At 68.0% G+C, this 19720-nt stretch carries 21 protein-coding genes; 15 read left to right on the top strand and 6 right to left on the bottom strand.

Translation table 11 applies throughout. The annotated features are described in order from the left end of the window. Window positions 1–34 precede the first annotated feature (34 nt). The 4 genes from ACN0T5_RS07130 to ACN0T5_RS07145 are packed head-to-tail and all read right to left on the bottom strand — an operon-like array spanning window position 35 to window position 1984. Window positions 35–466, bottom strand: a complete 432-nt coding sequence (locus ACN0T5_RS07130) for a lysozyme inhibitor LprI family protein (protein ID WP_417767933.1) — start codon at window positions 464–466, stop codon at window positions 35–37. 19 nt (window positions 467–485) lie between these two features. Continuing rightward, complete coding sequence (locus tag ACN0T5_RS07135) at window positions 486–791, bottom strand: urease subunit beta (RefSeq protein WP_417767934.1); 306 nt, start codon at window positions 789–791, stop codon at window positions 486–488. A 7-nt stretch (window positions 792–798) separates the two neighbouring features. After that, window positions 799–1101: an urease subunit gamma gene (locus ACN0T5_RS07140; RefSeq protein WP_417767935.1), complete on the bottom strand. Its 303-nt coding sequence runs from the start codon at window positions 1099–1101 to the stop codon at window positions 799–801. 31 nt (window positions 1102–1132) lie between these two features. Then, window positions 1133–1984 carry an urease accessory protein UreD gene (locus ACN0T5_RS07145; protein ID WP_417767936.1) on the bottom strand — a complete coding sequence of 284 codons (852 nt, stop codon included), beginning with the start codon at window positions 1982–1984 and terminating at the stop codon, window positions 1133–1135. A 485-nt stretch (window positions 1985–2469) separates the two neighbouring features. Here ACN0T5_RS07145 and ACN0T5_RS07150 point away from each other — a divergent pair, with 485 nt between their 5' ends. Both ACN0T5_RS07150 and ACN0T5_RS07155 read left to right on the top strand, forming a co-directional pair. Further along, window positions 2470–3852 carry a D-alanyl-D-alanine carboxypeptidase family protein gene (locus ACN0T5_RS07150; protein WP_417767937.1) on the top strand — a complete coding sequence of 461 codons (1383 nt, stop codon included), beginning with the start codon at window positions 2470–2472 and terminating at the stop codon, window positions 3850–3852. A gap of 43 nt (window positions 3853–3895) precedes the next feature. Then, window positions 3896–5131 carry a CobW family GTP-binding protein gene (locus tag ACN0T5_RS07155; protein ID WP_417767938.1) on the top strand — a complete coding sequence of 412 codons (1236 nt, stop codon included), beginning with the start codon at window positions 3896–3898 and terminating at the stop codon, window positions 5129–5131. Here ACN0T5_RS07155 and tesB read toward each other — a convergent pair whose 3' ends face one another. Beyond that, the gene (gene tesB, locus ACN0T5_RS07160) at window positions 5132–6019 is read right to left on the bottom strand and encodes an acyl-CoA thioesterase II (RefSeq protein WP_417767939.1); all 888 of its coding nucleotides are present in this window, start codon (window positions 6017–6019) and stop codon (window positions 5132–5134) included. It abuts the gene before it with no gap. Between the two features lie 144 nt (window positions 6020–6163). Here tesB and ACN0T5_RS07165 point away from each other — a divergent pair, with 144 nt between their 5' ends. The 9 genes from ACN0T5_RS07165 to ACN0T5_RS07205 all read left to right on the top strand — a co-directional run bounded on the left by ACN0T5_RS07165 (window position 6164) and on the right by ACN0T5_RS07205 (window position 13272). After that, entirely contained in the window at window positions 6164–7393 is a 1230-nt protein-coding gene (locus ACN0T5_RS07165; RefSeq protein WP_417767940.1) for a ubiquinone biosynthesis hydroxylase, read from the top strand. 51 nt (window positions 7394–7444) lie between these two features. Further along, window positions 7445–8323 (top strand): SDR family oxidoreductase, encoded by an 879-nt coding sequence (locus tag ACN0T5_RS07170; protein WP_417767941.1) that lies wholly within the window; start codon window positions 7445–7447, stop codon window positions 8321–8323. A gap of 41 nt (window positions 8324–8364) precedes the next feature. Beyond that, window positions 8365–8562, top strand: coding sequence for a twin transmembrane helix small protein (locus ACN0T5_RS07175; protein ID WP_306030909.1), 198 nt, complete (start codon window positions 8365–8367; stop codon window positions 8560–8562). Between the two features lie 31 nt (window positions 8563–8593). Next, window positions 8594–9169 (top strand): cob(I)yrinic acid a,c-diamide adenosyltransferase, encoded by a 576-nt coding sequence (locus ACN0T5_RS07180; RefSeq protein WP_417767942.1) that lies wholly within the window; start codon window positions 8594–8596, stop codon window positions 9167–9169. A 102-nt stretch (window positions 9170–9271) separates the two neighbouring features. Continuing rightward, window positions 9272–9964, top strand: a complete 693-nt coding sequence (locus tag ACN0T5_RS07185; RefSeq protein ID WP_417767943.1) for a rhomboid family intramembrane serine protease — start codon at window positions 9272–9274, stop codon at window positions 9962–9964. Between the two features lie 201 nt (window positions 9965–10165). Beyond that, window positions 10166–10915, top strand: coding sequence for an electron transfer flavoprotein subunit beta/FixA family protein (locus ACN0T5_RS07190; RefSeq protein WP_417767944.1), 750 nt, complete (start codon window positions 10166–10168; stop codon window positions 10913–10915). A gap of 25 nt (window positions 10916–10940) precedes the next feature. Continuing rightward, entirely contained in the window at window positions 10941–11882 is a 942-nt protein-coding gene (locus ACN0T5_RS07195) for an electron transfer flavoprotein subunit alpha/FixB family protein (protein ID WP_417767945.1), read from the top strand. Window positions 11883–12097: 215 nt separating this feature from the next. Beyond that, window positions 12098–12979 carry a 3-hydroxybutyryl-CoA dehydrogenase gene (locus tag ACN0T5_RS07200; RefSeq protein WP_306030904.1) on the top strand — a complete coding sequence of 294 codons (882 nt, stop codon included), beginning with the start codon at window positions 12098–12100 and terminating at the stop codon, window positions 12977–12979. 95 nt (window positions 12980–13074) lie between these two features. Next, window positions 13075–13272 carry a hypothetical protein gene (locus tag ACN0T5_RS07205; RefSeq protein WP_417767946.1) on the top strand — a complete coding sequence of 66 codons (198 nt, stop codon included), beginning with the start codon at window positions 13075–13077 and terminating at the stop codon, window positions 13270–13272. A 37-nt stretch (window positions 13273–13309) separates the two neighbouring features. Here ACN0T5_RS07205 and tlpA read toward each other — a convergent pair whose 3' ends face one another. Further along, window positions 13310–13969: a thiol:disulfide interchange protein TlpA gene (gene tlpA / locus ACN0T5_RS07210; RefSeq protein WP_417767947.1), complete on the bottom strand. Its 660-nt coding sequence runs from the start codon at window positions 13967–13969 to the stop codon at window positions 13310–13312. 43 nt (window positions 13970–14012) lie between these two features. Here tlpA and argH point away from each other — a divergent pair, with 43 nt between their 5' ends. The 4 genes from argH to ACN0T5_RS07230 form a co-directional block, all read left to right on the top strand. Continuing rightward, on the top strand, window positions 14013–15410 hold the full coding sequence (argH, locus tag ACN0T5_RS07215) for an argininosuccinate lyase (protein ID WP_417767948.1): 1398 nt from the start codon (window positions 14013–14015) through the stop codon (window positions 15408–15410). Window positions 15411–15543: 133 nt separating this feature from the next. Continuing rightward, window positions 15544–15756: an LPS translocon maturation chaperone LptM gene (gene lptM, locus ACN0T5_RS07220; protein WP_417767949.1), complete on the top strand. Its 213-nt coding sequence runs from the start codon at window positions 15544–15546 to the stop codon at window positions 15754–15756. A gap of 135 nt (window positions 15757–15891) precedes the next feature. Beyond that, window positions 15892–17166 carry a diaminopimelate decarboxylase gene (gene lysA, locus ACN0T5_RS07225; RefSeq protein WP_417767950.1) on the top strand — a complete coding sequence of 425 codons (1275 nt, stop codon included), beginning with the start codon at window positions 15892–15894 and terminating at the stop codon, window positions 17164–17166. A 109-nt stretch (window positions 17167–17275) separates the two neighbouring features. Continuing rightward, the coding region (locus tag ACN0T5_RS07230; protein WP_417767951.1) for a TIGR02302 family protein at window positions 17276–19720 on the top strand (2445 nt) is incomplete at its 3' end.

Genomic DNA, 19720 nt, shown 5'->3' on the forward strand with positions numbered 1-19720 from the left:
GCTCGTCTCCGGCGTTTGCTCGTCTTGGTCGGGATCAGTTTCCCAGTCCGGTGGCCAGTTGTTCCAGCTCGCCGGTGCGGTTCGTCGTCAGGTCGGCGTAGCATCCGTAGATCAGCATCGGCTCCATGGTTCCGCCGCGAGCCAGGAAACCATAGGCGGCGCAGGCCTTGTCGCGATAGGCGACCCAGGCGCGCTGGGCCTCGCGCAGGGTCTCGACCGCGCCCTTCATCTCCCCCGGCAGGTCCGCATCGATGCGGCGCATCGCAGCGATCGCTTTCGCGTAGGCGGCGTTGAGGTCCTTGTCGGCGGCCTGCCAGGCGAGCTCGGCGCAATAGGTCATTTCCATCTGCACCTGCGGTGCATCGCAGTCGACGGTCTGCTGGGCCCGCAGGGGAGCGGGCGACATGCACAGGGCGCCAATGACGAGAGCGGGCATCAGCGTCACGGTGGTGGCAAAGCGGGTCATGCGAAGGCCTCCGGATGGGTCACAGCGTGCCCATCACCTTGCCATTGAAACCGTAGACCGCGCGATCCCCCACATAGGCAACGAGGGAGACCTTGCGTGTCTGCCCCGGCTCGAAACGGATGGCGGTGCCGGCGGGGATGTCGAGGCGCAGGCCACGGGCGGCCGCGCGGTCGAACGACAGCGCCGGGTTGGTCTCGGCGAAATGATAGTGGGAACCGACCTGCACCGGCCTGTCGCCGGTGTTCGCGACCTCGATCTCGATCACGCGGCGTCCGGCGTTGAGCTCGATGTCGCCGTCGGCGGGAATGACTTCTCCAGGGATCATGACGGCCTCAGCGGATCGGTTGATGAACGGTGACGAGCTTGGTGCCGTCGGGGAACGTCGCCTCGACCTGCACGTCGTGGATCATCTCGGCGATGCCCGGCATCACCTGGTCGCGGGTGACGACATGGGCGCCGGCGCTCATCAGGTCGGCGACCGTGCGCCCGTCCCGGGCGCCCTCGACGACAAAGTCGGTTATCAGCGCGACGGCTTCCGGATGGTTGAGCCTGACGCCGCGGGCGAGCCGGCGGCGCGCGACCTCGGCGGCCATCGAGACGAGCAGCTTGTCCTTTTCCCGGGGCGTGAGTTTCATCCTGCAATCCTCATGTGATCAGCATCCAGCCTCAGCAATACCATGTTCGAGGCAGCGCCGTGCCGCGCCAGCGCTCCAGCAGCGCGACCAGCCCGGCGCGCAGGTCCTGACCCGTATCGGCAAGGAAACGGAAGACAAGCAGGCCGGGCAGCGCGCTGACACCGCCCCGGAACTTCTCGCCGCGCTGGGCGTCGACCAGCTCTCGCGCGGCGGTGACCATGCCGGCGGCGTCCTCGCGGCAATCGACCAGGGGGGCGAAGGCGCGCGCCCCGGCGGCCGTCGCGGACCCGGCGAGAATGTCGGGCCCGGCGCCGTCGATGCGGGCCTCGTCGGCGAAGACGAGACGCCCGTCCCGGCGGATCCGCCAGCGGTCGCGAAAGGCCAGCGCACGGACATCCTCGCCCATCGCCTGACGGCCGAGCACGACGCTTTCCACGGCCAGCAACCTGGCTCCGGGGGCGAGGTCCACGCTGAGCGAGCGGGTCAGCGAGGACCGGTCGAAGAGGATTGTTTCCTGCGGCAGCCACTCGAGAAGGGCGTCTTCAGCGGCCGACAGGGCGCTTGCCACCTCGGCCGGCCCTTCCGGGCTGCGGTAGATCCGCTCCGCCGCCTGGGTCGTCAGGATCGCATGGGTGCCGGACCCGGTGGCGGCGTCGAAATCCAGCCGGTCGCCGCCGGTCAGGCCGCCGGCGGTGTTGAGGAAAACCGCGACGGGAGCTCCGCCATGGGTCTTCGGCAGGCGGATCTTGGCCGAACCGCTCTGCTCGAGATCCGCCAGCCGGGTGACGCCGCCGCCCAGGGCGAAGCGCACGCGCGCCTTGCCCCGGACCCGCTGCAGGGCGGGGGGCGATGCATGGACCGGCACGGCGGAATCGAAGGTCATGCGAGGCCTTTTCGGTTGTTTTCCAGAGCCATCCGGGGATGGACGGGTGGCGCAGTCCGGGCCGCTTCCGGGAGCGGGTCGCCCCCTCCGTTCGGCGGTCGTGGCCGCGACTACCTGCTTAGCAAGAGTGAGGCCAGTTGCCCCGCGCGGCCGCGGATGACGGCGGGCCGGGCCGTCGCCGCCGGCGCGTCCACCCGCCCGTCGCGCAATTGCCGCTTTTTTGCGCAAATGCCGAAACGGCAGGCAGTGTTGCCGGGACGGTGCCGGCCGGAAGCGCGCCTGTTGTCTTCAGCCCTTGCGGATTTTTGCATTCCGTCCCCCGGATCGGCTACATATGTGGACAGGTCCTGCATGAAAACGGCATCCGCCGGGACACGCGGGCACGGCTGTTAAGACGCGCATCGAAACACAGGTGCACCGAAGTACGGGCGCATCGCGATGAGTATGCACCGCCCGCGACGGCGGCGGAGAACCGGAGGCTGAACGTGCTGTTTTCCCCTGCAGGCGGGATGTCGCGCTTTGCGCGATGGATCGCGACGGCTGCGTTTCTCGCCGCGCTTTGCAGCGCGGGAGGCAGCACCGGCGCCCGGGCCGATATCGCCTCCTGGATCGTCATCGACGCGGAGACCGGTGCGGTGCTGGAGCAGAAGGATGCCCTCCGGCAATGGTATCCCGCCTCGATCACCAAACTGATGACCGCCTATCTGGCCTTCAAGGCGATCCGTGACGGGCGCGCGACGCTCGACAGCGCCGTGGCCATCAGCGTCAACGCGCGGGCCCAGCCGCCGAGCAAGATGGGCTTCAAGCCGGGAACGCAGATGACGCTCGACAGCGCGCTGAAGATGCTGATCGTCAAGTCGGCGAACGACATCGCCGTGGCGGTCGCCGAATCCATCGGCGGATCCGAACCCGCCTTCATCGAGATGATGAACGCGGAGGCGCGCCGGCTCGGCATGACCTCCACCCGGTTCGTCAATCCGCACGGGCTGCCCGACAACCGCCAGGTTTCGTCCGCCCGGGACCTGGCCGTGCTCGGCCGCGCCCTGTGGCGCGAGTTTCCGCAGTATCGCGGCTATTTCGGGCTGAGCGCGATCCGCGTCGGCAAGAAGACGCTGCGCTCGGCCAATCGCGAATTCCTGGCGCGGGTGCGCGGCGCGAACGGCATGAAGACAGGCTATATCTGCAATTCCGGCCTCAACGTGGTCGTCTCCGCGACGCGCGGGGGACGCACGGTGATGGCCGTCATCCTGGGATCGGCCTCCGGCGTCGAACGCGCCGCCAAGGCGCGCAAGCTGATCGATGACGGTTTCCGCAAGCGGTCGGGCCGCAACATCGACGCGCTGACCGGCTCCGCCGGCGGGCCGCCGGCGGACGGGTATTGCAAACGCAACGCCCGGCCGAGTGCCGAGGAACTGATGGCGACCTTCTCCGGGCCGCAGCTGCGCCCGTCCTCCGCGCTGTCCTTTGCGCAGGGTGACCTTGCCTCCGGCGGTGTGCGTCGTCCGATCGTGCTGCAGACCCCGGTCGTCGAGGCCGACGGGGACGACGACGTGCCGACCCGCGAGGACGGCAAGACCGATTGGGGCAAGGTGATGGACGAGATCATCGGTCCGCGCCAGCGCAGCATCGAGGCCGTTCAGGTCAGCCTTGGCATTCCAAAGGGCAAGGTGGGGACGGCCGCGGCCGTGGCGGCCATCGCCAATGCACCGCTGCCGCGCGACAAGCCGATGGCGGAAAAGGCCTCGCTGCTGCCGGCATCGGCCGTTGCGGCGGAAGCGCCGTCCGCCGGCCAGCCCCTGCCGGGAGCGATCTTTCGCGGCAAGCCGCTCTTGATCGCGCCGGTCCCGCCCCCAAATCCCCGTCCATGACGTCGCCGCCGCCCCTGGCGGCGGGCGCACGAGGAACGCAGCCGTGACAGATACCCCAGACGCAGCCGTGGCGCCCGCGCGGCCGCGCGGCCCGAAGCCGCCGATCCCGCTGACCGTGATCACCGGCTTTCTCGGGGCCGGCAAGACCACACTGCTCAACGCCCTGCTGAAGGATCCGGCGCTGTCCGACGCGGCGGTGATCATCAACGAGTTCGGCGAGGTCGGGCTCGACCATCTCTTCGTCGAGGGCGGCAGGGAGGGGATCGTCGAGCTCTCCTCGGGCTGCCTTTGCTGCACCATTCGCGGCGATCTGGTGACGACGCTGGAGGACCTCCTGCGCCACCTCGACAACGGCCGCACCGAGCGGCTGTCGCGGGTGGTGATCGAGACGACCGGGCTCGCAGATCCCGCGCCTGTCCTGCATACGATCATGCAGCATCCCTATCTGGTGATGCGCTACCAGCTCGACGGCGTCGTCACGCTGGTCGACGCGGTCAACGGACTTGCGACACTCGATGCACAGGAAGAGGCGGTGAAGCAGGTGGCGGTCGCCGACCGCATCGTGCTGACCAAGACCGACCTGGCCGAAGGGGTCGCTGGGCGCGATGCCGGCAGCGCGCTCCGCAAGCGCATCACCCGCCTCAACCCGGCGGCGCCGGTGCTGCTTGCCGCCGAAGGCGAGGCAGAGGTGGTGTCGCTGATCGGCACGGGCCTCTACGATCCGGCGACCAAGACCGCCGACGTGGCGCGATGGCTCAACGAGGAAGCCTATCGCGACGACCACGATCATCACCATGCCCACCACGATCATGCGCACCATGGTCACGACCACGATCATGACCACCACCACGGGCACGATCACCACCACGGGCATGGCCATGACGTGAACCGGCACGGCGACGATATCCGCGCCTTCTCGCTGTCGACCGACCGGCCGATCACGACGGGCGCGCTGGAGATGTTTCTCGACCTGCTGCGCTCTGCGCACGGACCGAAGCTGTTGCGCATGAAGGGGATCGTGCGGATCGCCGAGGATCCGGAGCGGCCGGTGGTCCTGCACGGCGTGCAGCATGTGTTTCATCCGCCGGCGCGGCTCGCCGCCTGGCCGGACGCGGACCGGCGCACGCGGCTCGTGTTCATCACCCGCGACCTGCAGGAAGGTTTCGTCCGCCGGCTCTTCGATGCCTTTACCGGAACGCCTGCGACCGACACCCCGGATGCCGCCGCGATGACGGACAATCCGCTGGCGATCACCGGCTTCAGCGGCAGCTTTCGCTGATCAGGAGGCCCCGCCGCGATCCTTGCGGTCCTTTCGCACGCGGATCAGGCCTTCCTGCGCCACCGAGGCGACCAATGCGCCGTCGCGGGAGAAGAGCGATCCGCGGGTGAAGCCCCGCCCGCCCGACGCGGACGGGCTGTCCTCGGCATAGAGCAGCCAGTCGTCGGCGCGGAACGGGCGATGGAACCACATGGCATGGTCGAGGCTCGCCACCTGGAGATCGGGATCGAAGACACTGGTGCCATGGGCAAAGAGCGAGGTGTCGAGCAGCGTCATGTCCGAGGCATAGGCAAGCACACAGGTGTGGATGCGCGGGTCGTCGGGCAGCGGCGCACTGGCGCGAACCCAGACATTCTGGGCGGGCGTCAGTTTCTTGCGGCTGAAATAATGCGTCATGTCGACGGGGCGCAGTTCGATCGGCCGGTCGCGTTCCCAGTAGCGGCGCACCGGCTCGGGCGCGTTGGCCAGGAATTTCTCCTTCAGCTCCGCCTCGCTCGGCAGGTCCTCGGGCGCGGCGACGTCCGGCATCTCCGCCTGGTGGCCGAACCCGTCCTCGAAGGCCTGGAAGGAGGCCGACATCGAGAAGATCGCACGGCCGTGCTGGATCGCGACGACACGCCGCGTGGTGAAGCTGCCGCCGTCGCGGATACGGTCGACTTCGTAGATGATCGGCACGGCCGGGTCGCCGGGCCGCAGGAAATAGGCGTGCAGGGAATGCACGAAACGGTCTTCCGGCACGGTGCGCGAGGCGGCGACAAGCGACTGGCCGATTACCTGGCCGCCGAACACCCGCTGCCAGCCGACCTGCGGGCTCATGCCGCGGAAGAGGTTGTGTTCCAGGGGCTCGAGATCGAGTATCGAAAGAAGGTTGTCGACGGCTGAGCTCATCAGGGCACCTGTTCGCGGAAAAATGGATAGGGTCGCCAGCGAGCCTTCCGGCGGGCGGGCGGCAAAGTCAAGATTGACCCAAGGGCACGTGGCGCACCCAATCGGCCGGGCGCGCCGGCTGAAACGGACAAGCGGAGTGGGACGATGGCGGAGCACGGCGAACTTCTGGACGTGCTGGTTGGCGGCGGCGGATATGTCGGCCTGTCGCTCGGCGTTGCGCTGAAACAGGCCGATCCGGCGATCAGGGTCGCCGTCGTCGACATGCGGCCGCGCACCGCTCTGGAAAACGATCCGCGCGCCTCGGCGGTGGCCGCCGCCGCCAGCCGCATGCTGGCGCAGCTCGGCGTGTGGGACGAGATCGCCCCGCATGCGCAGCCGATGACGGAGATGATCGTCACCGATTCGCGCCTGCGCGATGCGGTGCGGCCGGTGTTCCTGACGTTTGACGGCGAGGTCGAACCGGGCGAGGCCTTTGCCCATATGGTGCCGAACGGGCGCATGGTCGCGGCCCTTGCCGACCGCGCGGTGGAACTCGGTGTCGAACTCATCGCGCCCGATACGGTGCAGGGCTTTTCAGGCGGGGCGTCGGATGTGGAGATCCGGCTCGGGTCCGGCGGTGTCCGCAGGGCGCGACTGCTCGTTGCCGCCGACGGGGTGCGCTCGAAGCTGCGCGAGCTTGCCGGCATCGGCACCGTGCGCTGGGACTACGACCAGTCGGGGATTGTCACGACCGTGCGCCACGAGCGTCCGCACAACGGCCGCGCCGAGGAGCATTTCCTGCCCTCCGGCCCCTTCGCCATCCTGCCCCTGAAGGGCAACCGCTCCTCGCTGGTCTGGTCGGAGAAGCGGCTGGAGGCCGAGCGTCTGGTGAAGGGCGATGAATTCACCTTCGAGCTGGAGCTCGAGCGCCGCTTCGGCCATCACCTCGGCAAGATCGGGCTCGACGGCCCGCGCCATGCGTTTCCGCTCGGGCTGACCCTGGCGCGCAGCTTCGTCAAACCGCGCCTGGCACTTGCGGGAGACGCGGCCCACGGGATTCATCCGATCGCCGGCCAGGGGCTGAACCTCGGTTTCAAGGATGTCGCGGCACTCGCCGAGGTGCTGGTGGAGGCCCGGCGCCTGGGCGAGGATATCGGCGCGCTCGACGTGCTTGAGCGCTACGAGCGCTGGCGCCGTTTCGACACGTTCCAGATGGGGGTCGTCACCGACGTCTTGAACCGCCTGTTTTCCAACGATATGGATGTGGTGCGCGCAGTGCGCGACGTCGGTCTCGGGTTCGTCGACCGCTTGCCGTCGCTGAAGCGGTTCTTCATCCGGCAGGCGGCCGGCCTGGAAGGAGCCGTTCCACGCCTGCTCGCCGGCGATCCGATCTGAGGATCGGCTGAGATCCGATCCAACGACGGAACGCGGGAGAAGACCGGAGACATGGACGGATCACAGGCCGCCAAAGAGGATCGGCCGCAAAGGATCATCCTGATCACTGGCTGCTCGTCCGGGATCGGTGCGACCGCCGCGCATACGTTGCGGGGCCGTGACTGGCGTGTCTTCGCGACCGCGCGCAACCAGTCCGACGTGGAGCGGTTGCAGGATGCGGGCTTCGAGAGTTTCCGTCTCGACTACGAGGACGAGAACAGCATCCTTGCGGCGGCAGATGCGGTCCTGGAGAGCACCGGCGGTCGTCTCGACGCGCTTTTCAACAACGGGGCCCATGCCATTCCCGGCGCGCTGGAGGATATTCCCACCGACGCGCTGCGGTCGCTGTTCGAGGCCAATTTTCTCGGCTGGCACACGCTGACGCGCGCTGTCCTGCCGCATATGCGCCGGCAGGGCCATGGCCGCATCGTCCAGTGCTCGTCGATCCTCGGCTTCATCGGCATGCCGTTTCGAGGCGCCTACAACGCCTCGAAATTCGCCCTTGAGGGGTACAGCGACACTTTGCGCCTGGAACTTGCCGGCACGGGGATCCATGTCTCGCTTATCGAGCCGGGGCCGATCGCAACGCGCTTCACCGAAAACGCGCTCGCCAATTTCGACCGGGTGATCGGGGAAGCGGGCATGGCGGCCTCGCCGCACCGGGAGGCCTACGAAAAACGGCTGGACCGCATGCGTGCGGGCGAGCCTTCGCCCTTCAAGCTGCCGGCGCGCGCGGTGGTGAGGCATCTGGTGCACGCGGTCGAATCGACCCGGCCGAAGGTGCGCTACCGGGTCACCGTGCCGACGACGGTGATGGCGATCGCCAAGCGGCTTCTGACCTCGCGCGGGCTGGACCGCGTGCTGGGCAGGGCGGCGAAAACCGAGGAATAGTTGCCGGCGGCAGGTGTGCCGCCGGCCCGAAAGGACGTTGGATGGCTGAATTCCTTCGCATGGTTGTTCCCTTCGCCGTGGGTGCAGTGGCGATCGTCTTGCTGCTCGGCCTGTGGAACATGATGCGTGGCGGCTCGTCCTCGCGCTCGCAATTGCTGATGCGCTGGCGGGTCGGCTTGCAGTTTCTCGCCATCCTCATCGTGATGGCGGTGCTCTATCTGTCGGGGACGACACCGTGACCATGTCGCGCAGGCTTCGGGAGGCAGGACAATGGTAGTGCTGAACAAGATCTACACGAAGACCGGGGATGGCGGCACGACGGCGCTCGCCTCCGGCGACCGCCGTCCCAAGCACGATCTTCGCGTCGAGGCCTACGGGACGGTCGATGAAACCAACGCGGTGCTCGGCCTGGTGCGGCTGGTGACGGGGGAGGCTCATCCCGATCTCGACGCCGTGCTGGCGCGCATCCAGAACGATCTCTTCGACCTGGGCGCGGACCTTGCGACGCCGGAAAGCGACGAGCCGCCGGCCTATCCGCCCCTGCGCGTCACGGCAGCGCAGGTCTCCGCCATCGAGGCGGTAATCGACCGGTTCAACGCCGATTTGCAGCCCTTGCGGTCTTTCGTGCTGCCGGGCGGTTCGGCGGCGGCGGCGCATCTGCACATGGCCCGCACGGTCTCGCGCCGGGCGGAGCGGCTGATGACGGCGCTTGCCGAGCGCGAGCCGGTCAACCGCGATGCGGTCGTCTACATGAACCGCCTGTCGGACTTCTTCTTCGTGGCGGCCCGCTGGGCGAATGCGCGCGGCGAGGGCGACGTGCTCTGGGTGCCGGGCAAGAATCGCTGACGACGGACACCGGTTTCGCCCATATGCGGTGTCGCGTGGCTTGACGCGGGCGTCGGTCCGGCGAATTCTCACGCTCCGCAACAGGACGACGGGCCCCCGCGCATGTTCATTCCGCTCTACGATCACAAACCGCTCGTCCACCTGCGGCGACAATATGTCACATGGGGCCTGATCCTCGCCAATGTGGCGGTCTTCGTGCTGTTGCAGCGCGGCGGGCTTTCGGAACCGGCCATGCAGGCCTCGAGCCTTTCTTACGGTCTTGTTCCGGCGGTCCTGTTCGACCATCGCGACCTTGCAGCCGAACTTGCGGTGCTGCCGGAAATGGCCTCGCTCGTGACCTATGCGTTCCTGCACGGGAGCTGGATGCACCTGGGCGGAAACATGCTGTTTCTCTGGGTCTTCGGCGACAATGTCGAGGATGCGCTGGGGCATGGCCGCTTCCTCGTCTTCTACCTGCTTTGCGCGGCGGCGGCGGGCTACGGGCACGCCTTGACCGAACCCGTGTCGATCGCGCCGCTGATCGGCGCGTCGGGGGCGGTCGCCGGGGTGATCGGGGCCTATCTGATGCTGCACCCGAAGGTTCGGGTGTGGGTGCTGGCCTTCGGCCGGTTGCCGCTGCGCCTTCCCGCAGCCTGGGTCCTCAGCGCCTGGATCGCCTTCCAGCTCGTGATGGCCTTCGGTTTCGGCGACACGCAGGTCGCCTGGTGGGCGCATGTCGCCGGCGCTCTTGCCGGCGCGCTGCTGGTCGTGCCGATGCGGCGGCGCGGCGTGCCGCTGTTCGACCGGGGGGTATAGGGGAAGCCCATGCGAGCCGGCATCGCGACGCCCGGGTGACCTTACGTGGCGTTGACAGTCCCTGAGCGCATCAGTACGGTCCCGGCCCGACGAACGAAACCGGCAGATTTCGGCGGTTACCGGGTGTCCTGACACGATGCGGATACACAAGACGACCGGCGGCGCACAACGTGGCCGCTTGAGCGGGAGGTTGAAAAACCCATGAAGATCCTTGTCCCCGTGAAGCGGGTGATCGACTACAACGTGAAGGTGCGCGTCAAGGCGGACGGGTCGGGCGTCGACCTTGCCAACGTCAAGATGTCGATGAACCCGTTCGACGAGATCGCCGTCGAGGAGGCGATCCGTCTGCGCGAGGCCGGCAAGGCGGAAGAAATCATCGTCGTCTCGGTCGGGCCGCAGCAGGCGCAGGAGACGCTGCGCACCGGGCTCGCCATGGGTGCCGACCGCGGCATCCTGGTCAAGACCGACGCGACCACCGAGCCGCTCGCCGTCGCCAAGATCCTGAAGAAGATCGTCGAGGAAGAGGCTCCCGGCCTCGTCATCCTCGGCAAGCAGGCGATCGACGACGACTGCAACCAGACCGGCCAGATGCTCGCCGCGCTGCTCGGCTGGGCCCAGGGCACCTTCGCCTCCAACGTCGATCTCGGTGAGGGGACGGTCGACGTCACCCGCGAGGTCGATGGCGGCCTTCAGACGATCAAGCTGAAGATGCCGGCGGTGGTGACCACGGACCTGCGCCTCAACGAGCCGCGCTACGCCTCGCTTCCCAACATCATGAAGGCGAAGAAGAAGCCGATCGAGGAGAAGTCACCCGAGGATTACGGCGTCGATGTCGCGCCGCGTCTCGAGGTGCTCAAGACGGTCGAGCCGCCGGCACGCCAGGCCGGTGTCAAGGTGGCCGATGTCGCCGAACTGATCGCCAAGCTCAAGAACGAAGCCGGCGTGCTTTGATCGGACCGACAGGGAGAACGACACGATGACCATCCTTCTTGTTGCCGAACACAGCAACGACGCGATCAATGACGCGACCCACAAGGCGATGACCGCGGCTGTCGCCATGGGCGGCGATGTCCATGTGCTGGTGGCCGGCCAGGGCTGCCGCGCGGCGGCCGAACAGGCTGCGAAGATTTCCGGCGCGGCCAAGGTGCTTCTGGCGGAGGGCGAGGGCCTTGCCCAGCAGCTTGCCGAGCCGATGGCCGATCTCGTCCTGTCGCTTGCCGACAGCTATGACGCGATCGTCGCGCCGGCCACCGCGAACGGCAAGAACATCCTGCCGCGCGTTGCGGCCCTGCTCGACGTGATGCAGCTTTCCGACGTGACCGCCGTCATCGACGGGTCGACCTTCGAGCGGCCGATCTATGCCGGCAACGCGATGCAGACGGTGAAGTCGAACGACGCCAAGAAGGTCGTGACGGTGCGCACCTCGACCTTCGCGGCGGCCGAGGAGGGCGGTTCCGCCCCGATCGAGGACGTCGCCGCCACCGCTTCGGACCTGTCCAGCTTCGTTGGCCAGGAACTGTCCAAGTCGGACCGTCCGGAGCTGACCTCGGCCAAGGTGATCATCTCCGGCGGCCGGGCCCTCGGCTCGAAGGAGAAGTTCGAGGAGGTGATGCTGCCGGTCGCCGATGCGCTCGGTGCCGCCGTCGGCGCCTCGCGTGCCGCCGTCGATGCGGGCTATGCCCCGAACGACTGGCAGGTCGGCCAGACCGGCAAGGTGGTCGCTCCCGATCTCTACATCGCCTGCGGCATTTCCGGCGCGATCCAGCATCTCGCCGGCATGAAGGACAGCAAGGTGATCGTGGCGATCAACAAGGACGAGGAAGCGCCGATCTTCCAGGTCGCCGACTACGGGCTGGTGGCGGATCTCTTCGAGGTCCTGCCGGAGTTCAAGGCGGCCGTCGAGGCGGCCAAGGGCTGAGCCTCCCGGCCCCCGGCGGACCGCGCGCGAAACCCCGGGAGGGCCTGCCTTGTGGCGGGCCCTTCTGCGTTGGGCGCGGCGCCTGGTGACCCGTGACCGCGGACGCCCCGAAAAAGCGTCCTCGGGTTCTTGCGGTGGGCTCGCGAAGTTGCGATGAATAGCCCTCTCTTTCCCATGGCGCATGGTGGTGCGCCGTAACGAAATCGGAACGGACGATGGTGGTCGATATCAAGAAGGTCGGTGTGATCGGCTCGGGCCAGATGGGCAGCGGGATCGCGCATGTCTGCGCGGTAGCCGGTTTCGACGTCGCGCTCAGCGACATCTCCCGCGACCGGATCCAGTCGGGTCTCGCCTCGATCAACGGCAACATGGCCCGTCAGGTCTCGAAGGGGCAGATCACCGAGGAGGAACGCGCCACGGCGCTCGGCCGCATTGTCGCCGCCGACAGCATGGACGAGCTTGCCGACGTCGATCTGGTGATCGAGTCCGCGGTCGAGAACGAGCAGATCAAGCGCAAGATCTTCGCCCAGCTCTGTCCGCTGCTGAAGCCGGAGGCGATCCTCGCCACCAACACCTCGTCGATCTCGATCACCCGCCTTGCGGCGACGACCGATCGTCCCGAGCGGTTCATCGGCATTCATTTCATGAACCCGGTGCCCCTGATGGAGCTGGTCGAGCTGGTGCGCGGCATCGCCACCGAGGACGAGACCTTCGAGGCGGCCAAGAAGTTCACCCGCACGCTCGGCAAGACCATCGCGGTCGCCGAGGATTTCCCGGCCTTCATGGTCAACCGCATCCTGCTGCCGATGATCAACGAGGCGATCTACACGCTCTACGAGGGCGTCGGGTCGGTCGAGGCGATCGACACGGCGATGAAGCTCGGCGCCAACCATCCGATGGGGCCGCTGCAGCTGGCCGACTTCATCGGCCTCGACACCTGCCTGTCGATCATGCAGGTGCTGTATGAAGGCCTTGCCGACACCAAGTACCGTCCGTGTCCGCTGCTGGTGAAATATGTCGAGGCCGGCTGGCTCGGCCGCAAGACGCAGCGCGGCTTCTACGATTATCGCGGCGAGGTTCCCGTTCCCACCCGCTGAGCGGGGCACGGACGCCCGAAAGATTAACCCTGTCTTAACCTTGCCGGTGGCAAGGTCCGGGTCCTGACGCCCCTGACCTGCCACCGGAGCCGTTCATGTCCAGTGTCGCCGCCGCAATGGTCGGCTTTTCCCAAAGCCAGACCCAGACCTCCCTCGCCACGACGTTCATGAAGCAGAACGCCAGTGCGGAAGCGGGGATCGCGGCTGTCCTGGAGCAGAACGCGCAAAGCGCCACGGCGGCCGCCAAGGCGCCGCCCGCCGGTCTCGGCGGGGCTGTCGACGTCACGGTCTGAGCGCCGCGCGCGGGCTTCCGCCCCGACCCGGGCCTGTCTATTTCTCTCCGGTTTCCATCGCGGCACGCACAAGCGCCAGCGCATCGGGCGAATCCCATTCGGCCGGCCCCATCAGCGCGCCGATCTCGCAGCCCTCGCCATCGACCAGAAGCGTGGTCGGCAGGCCGGGCGCGCGGCCGTAGGACCGCACCTTGTGGAAGATCCCCATCGTCGGATCGGAATAGAAGCCGAGGCTCGTCACGCCGATCTCGGACAGGAAGGCCTTCGGCTTGTCCGGGCTGCCCTGGTCGACGCTGACCGCGACGACCTCGAAGGTCTCGCTGCCGAGTTCCGCCTGCAGCCGGTCCAGCGCCGGCATCTCCTTGCGGCAGGGCGCGCACCACGTCGCCCAGAGGTTGAGAAGCACCGTGCGGCCGCGGAAATCGGCAAGCGTCACCTCGCGCCCGTCGGGCGCCAGGAAGGCGAGGTCGGAAAGGGACTGTGCCTTGGTCGCGGGCAGGAAGGCGGCGACCTCGCCCCGGGCGGCGGAGCCGATCGAGGCGGCACGCGCCACCGTTTCCGAGCACGCGCCGGCCTGCTGCCGGTTGCCATCTGCCCCGCCGATCACGTATATCCCCGCCAGTCCCGCCACAAGGGCCGCGGCGGCCAGGGCGAAAAGCACCGGGCCGCGTCGACGTGGCTGCGTTTCGTTGGTCATAGATCCATCATCCGTCCGTTGAGGGCGCCAGAAAGGCACGTTCATGAGCAATCGCATGTGGGGAGGCCGGTTTGCCGAAGGGCCGGACGCCATCATGGAGGAGATCAACGCCTCCATCGATTACGATCGCAAGCTCTACCGGCAGGATATAGAGGGTTCCAAGGCCCATGTCCGCATGCTGGCGGCGCGCGAAATTGTCGCCGCCGACGATGCCGAGAAGATCGCTCACGGTCTAGACACGATCCGGTCAGAGATCGAGGCGGGGGAGTTCACCTTCTCCCGGGCGCTCGAGGACATCCACATGAACGTGGAATCGCGCCTTGCCGAGCTGATCGGACCGGCGGCCGGCCGGCTGCACACCGCGCGCTCGCGCAACGATCAGGTGGCCACCGATTTCCGCATCTGGGTGCGTGACACGCTGGACACGCTCGAGGCCCAGTTCACCGACCTGATCCGCGCGCTTGCCGAGCGGGCCGAGGAGCATGCCGGCGACGTGATGCCGGGCTTCACCCACCTGCAATCGGCCCAGCCGGTGACCTTCGGCCATCACCTGATGGCCTATGTCGAGATGTTCGCACGCGACCGCTCGCGCATGCGCGATGCCCGCAAGCGGATGAACGAATGCCCGCTCGGTTCGGCGGCGCTGGCCGGCACCTCCTTTCCGATCGACCGCGAGATGACGGCGGCGGCGCTCGGCTTCGACCGGCCGACGGCGAACTCGCTCGATGCGGTCTCGGACCGCGACTTCATCATCGAGGCGCTCGGCGCGGCGTCCATCGCGTCGATGCACCTGTCGCGGCTGGCCGAGGAGATCGTCATCTGGTGTTCGGCCCAGTTCGGCTTCGTCACCCTGTCGGACAAGTTCTCGACCGGCTCCTCGATCATGCCGCAGAAGAAGAACCCGGACGCGGCGGAGCTGGTGCGGGCCAAGACGGGCCGCATCTACGGCTCCCTGACGGCGCTGCTCGTCATGATGAAGGGCCTGCCGCTCGCCTATTCCAAGGACATGCAGGAAGACAAGGAACAGGCGTTCGACGGGTTGCCGAGCCTGTCCCTGGCGCTGGCCGCGATGACCGGCATGGTGCGCGACCTGACGCCCAACACGAAGGCGATGAAGGCGGCGGCCGGGTCGGGCTACTCCACCGCGACGGATCTCGCCGACTGGCTGGTGCGGGTGCTCGGCATGCCGTTCCGCGAGGCGCATCACGTCACCGGACGGGCGGTCGCCGTTGCGGTCGAGAAGGGCGTTGCGCTGCACAAGCTGCCGCTTGCCGAGTTGCAGGCGATCGAGCCGCGCATTACGCAGGACATCTTCACGGTGCTTTCGGTCGACAAGTCGGTGCGCTCGCGCACCAGCTATGGCGGCACGTCGCCGGTCAATGTGCGCAAGCAGGCGCGGCGCTGGCTGAAGACGCTCGAGCGCGAGGCCGCGCGCGACTGACGCGGATGCCGTGCCGCCGCGCCGAAAGGGTTGCGGCGGGCCGCGCCGCATGCGAGGAAACGGCAAGGGGCAGCGCGGGCAATCGCGCGCCCGGGCTGGCGAGACCGGACTGGCGAGAGGAGTTCCGCTGAACATGGCGAAGGGTGTCATATCCCCGTTTCTGCGCGGCGGCGTGCTTGCGGCCGTCGTGCTGGCGCTTGCCGTCGGCGCCTGTGGCCGACGCGGGGCGCTTGACCGGCCCGATGCTGTCGATCCGGCGGTCAAGGGCGGCACCTATCGCACGCCGGACACGGAGCCCGCGCCTGCAAAACCGGACCGCCCCTTCATTCTCGACGCCATCATCTGATATCGGGCGCTGTCCGACATCGGGCACTGGCCGGCAGCGCGGCGATTTCGCGCGGACGGGCCGCCTGTTCTCTCCCCGGTTCCGGTAGCGCCCTGCGGCGCGGTGCCGGCCGGGATCCAAGCCGGGACCACGATCTTGCATCACTTTCACTATGTCGACGACCGGCTGAGGGCCGAGGATGTACCGGTTGAACGGATCGCGGCCGAGGTCGGAACGCCGTTCTACTGTTATTCCACCGCGACGCTCGAGCGCCACTACCGGGTGTTCAAGGAGGCTTTCGCCGGCATCCCGACGCTGGTCTGCTACGCCATGAAGGCCAATTCCAACCAGGCTGTGCTGGCGACGCTGGCACGGCTTGGCGCGGGCATGGATGTTGTCTCGGAGGGCGAGTTGCGCCGGGCCCGGGCCGCCGGGGTGCCCGGCGAGCGGATCATGTTCTCCGGTGTCGGCAAGACGGCGGGCGAACAGGCCTTCGCCCTCGACCAGGACATCCTGTGCTTCAACGTGGAGAGCGAACCGGAACTCGTGCAGCTGTCGCAGGTGGCAAGCGGCAAGGGGCGGACCGCCCGGGTCTCGGTGCGCATCAATCCGGATGTGGATGCCCGCACCCATGCGAAGATCGCCACCGGCAAGGCGGAGAACAAGTTCGGCATCCCCTGGGAGCGCGCCCGCGAGGTCTATGCGCTTGCCGCCAGCCTGCCGGGCATCGAAGTCTCCGGCATCGACATGCATATCGGCTCGCAGATCACCGAGCTGGAGCCGTTCGACGCCGCCTTCTCGCGTCTTGGCGGTCTGATCGCCGCCTTGCGCGGCGACGGCCATGCGATCGACCATGTCGATCTCGGCGGCGGGCTCGGCATTCCCTATCAGGACAACAACGAGCCGCCGCCGCACCCGGACGCCTATGCGCAGGTGGTTCGCAAGCATGTCGAGAACCTCGATTGCACGGTGATTTTCGAGCCGGGGCGGATGATCGCCGGCAACGCGGGCATCCTCGTGACGCAGGTCGTCTACGTGAAGGAGGGCGCCGCCAAGACCTTCGTCGTGGTCGATGCCGCGATGAACGACCTGATCCGCCCGACGCTGTACGACGCCTATCACGAGATCCGTCCGGTGCTGCGTCCGGGACCGGAGCATCCGCGCATGCATGCCGATATCGTCGGACCGGTCTGCGAAACGGGCGACTATCTCGGCCAGGACCGGGACATTCCCGCGGTCGCTGCCGGCGACCTGCTCGCGGTGCATTCCGCCGGCGCCTATGGAGCGGTGCAGGCCGGCAGCTACAACAGCCGCCTTCTGGTGCCCGAGGTCCTGGTCAATGGCGACCGGTACGCGGTGGTGCGGCCGCGCCCCACCTACGAGGACCTGATCTCCGCCGACCGGCTGCCCGACTGGCTCGCCGGGGAGTGAGCATCGGGCGGTCCATCCGCCGTTGCCCTTGCCAAAGGGCCTGAAACGCCCCACCCTACCTGTTCGGGGGCAGTTTGACCGGACGGGCCGGGCCGCGGAGGCAGGACAGGTGAACGACGCGACGACACCGGAGGATGCGGGCCGCTCCCCCGGCAGCGATCCCCACACGACGAGCGGAGCGACGCATTTCGCGCGTACCGGAGAGGACTCCTTGACGCAGGAGCCCTGGCGCCGGCTTGAGCGGGCGATCCTGCAGACCCGCCTTGCCATCTTCTGGGAACGGATCTGGCCACCGCTGCACAATGCCCTCATCGTTGTGGCGCTTTATGTCGGCCTGTCCTGGGCCGGCCTGTGGACGGTGCTGCCGGTCTGGCTTTCTTCCGTTGTTGCCGTTGCCTTCCTTGTTGTCGCCTGCCGTGCGGGCTGGCCGCTCGTGGCTGCGCGAATGCCGTCGCGGGCCGCCGCGCTGTCGCGCATCGAGCGGGTGTCCGGGCTGAGCCACCGGCCGCTCGCGGCCCTCGACGACCGGCTTTTCGATCCCGGCGAGACACCCGCCACCAGCGCCTTGTGGGAGCTCCATCGGCGCCGGGCACGGGCCGCGCTCGCCTCGGTGAAGACCGATCCGCCCAGCCCCCAGGCGTTTCGCCGCGATCCCTTCGCGCTGCGGGCTCTGGCGGCAATGCTCCTGCTTGTCGGTTATTTCGTTGCCGATGGCGTGCACCTGCAACGCCTGTCGCCGGTGGCCGGCGCAGGCGGCGAGCCGGTTGCCGCGCCGCTTCGGATCGACGCCTGGATAACCCCGCCCGTCTATACCGGCCGCGCGCCCCTGTTCCTGACGGGGGAGGTGGCGGAGTTGCGCGACCCCGCCCAGCCCTTGAGCGTGCCGGAGGGCAGCGAGCTGATCGTGCGGGCGCAGGGCGTCACTGATCTCGGCGTGCAGCTTGTGGGCGCCGGCACTGCGACCGACCTTGTCGCCGAGGCGGGCGCAACAGTCGGCTCCGGCGGTCTGCGCAGCCGGCTGGAGACATCCGCGACGCTTGAAATCCGCAATGGCGAGGAGCTCGTCAACAGCTGGCGGATCGCGATCGAAGCGGACGACGCGCCGACGATCCGCCTGCTGAACGACCCGGAAGAGCAGCTCAGCGGTGCGGTGAAGTTCACCTATCTGGCGGAGGACGATCACGGGGTGGTGTCTGCCAGGGCGGAGATCAGTCCCGTCCAGGTGACCGGCCTCGACAACGACCGCGCCGCGCGGCCCCTGGTCGAGGCGCCGGGCTTTCCCCTGTCGCTGGCCGGCGGCGAGCGCAAGACCGGGGCCGGCGAAACGATCCGCGACCTGACCAGCCATCCCTGGGCCGGCTCGCGGGTTGAACTGGTGCTCAGCGCCGACGACCATGCCGGCCAGACCGGCCGGTCCGAGCCGCATCGCTTCACGCTGCCGCAACGCCGCTTCGCCAAGCCCCTGGCCCGCGCCATTGTCGAGCAGCGCCGCGATCTGGCGCTGGATGCGAACGCGCAGGTGAGGGTGCTCGATGCCTTCGATGCGCTGATGCTGGCGCCGGAAACCTTCATCGACAATGCCAGGATCTATCTCGGCATGCAGTTCGCGCGCGGCCAGCTGGTCGCGGCACAGCATGACGAACAGTTGCGGGCGGTCGTCGATCTGCTTTGGGAACTGGCCCTGAACATCGAGGATGGCGATCTGTCGATGGCGGAGCGGGCCCTGCGCGACGCGCAGGAAGCGCTGCGCAAGGCGCTTGAGGAGGGAGCCTCGGACGAGGAGATCGCGAAGCTCACCGAGGAGCTGCGCAAGGCGCTGAGCGATTACATGCAGGCGCTGGCGGAGCAGATGCGGCAGAACCCGCAGGCAATGCAGCCGATGGACCCCAACGCGCAGAACCTCAGGCCGCAGGACCTCGACGAGATGCTTTCGCGGATCGAGGAACTGGCGAAGAACGGGTCACGGGACGCCGCGCGCGAGCTTCTGGCGCAGATGCAGCGGATGCTGGAGAACCTGCAGGCCGGCCGGCCGCAGCAGATGCCCGACGGCATGACCCAGGAAATGATGCAGGCGCTCAACGAGCTTGGCCAGATGATCCAGCGTCAGCAGGAGCTGATGGACCAGACCAACCGGCTCGACCGGCAGCGCAACGGACAGCAGGGCGAGCAAGGAGAACAGGGTGGCTCGCAAGGCCGGCAGCAGGGCGGGCAAATGACGCCCGAGCAGCTGGCCGAGGCCCTGCGCCAGCTGCAGGAAGGGCAGGGCGAGCTCGGCCAGCGGCTGCAGGAACTGATGGACCAGCTGGCGCGCAACGGCGTGCCGCAGAACGACGAACTGGGCCGGGCGGGCGAGGAAATGGGCAATGCCCGCGACAGTCTGGGCCAGGGCCAGTCGGGAGAGGCTGTCGGGCAGCAGGGCAATGCGCTCGATGCGCTCAGGCAGGGCGCGCAAGGGCTCGCCGAGCAGATGCTCGGGCAGGGGCAGGGCGAAGGGCCGGGCATGGCGGGACGTCAGGGCAATCCCATGGACGAGGATCCGCTCGGACGCCCGCGC

The organism is Stappia sp. (genome assembly GCF_048261845.1).
Classification (GTDB): Bacteria; Pseudomonadota; Alphaproteobacteria; order Rhizobiales; family Stappiaceae; genus Stappia.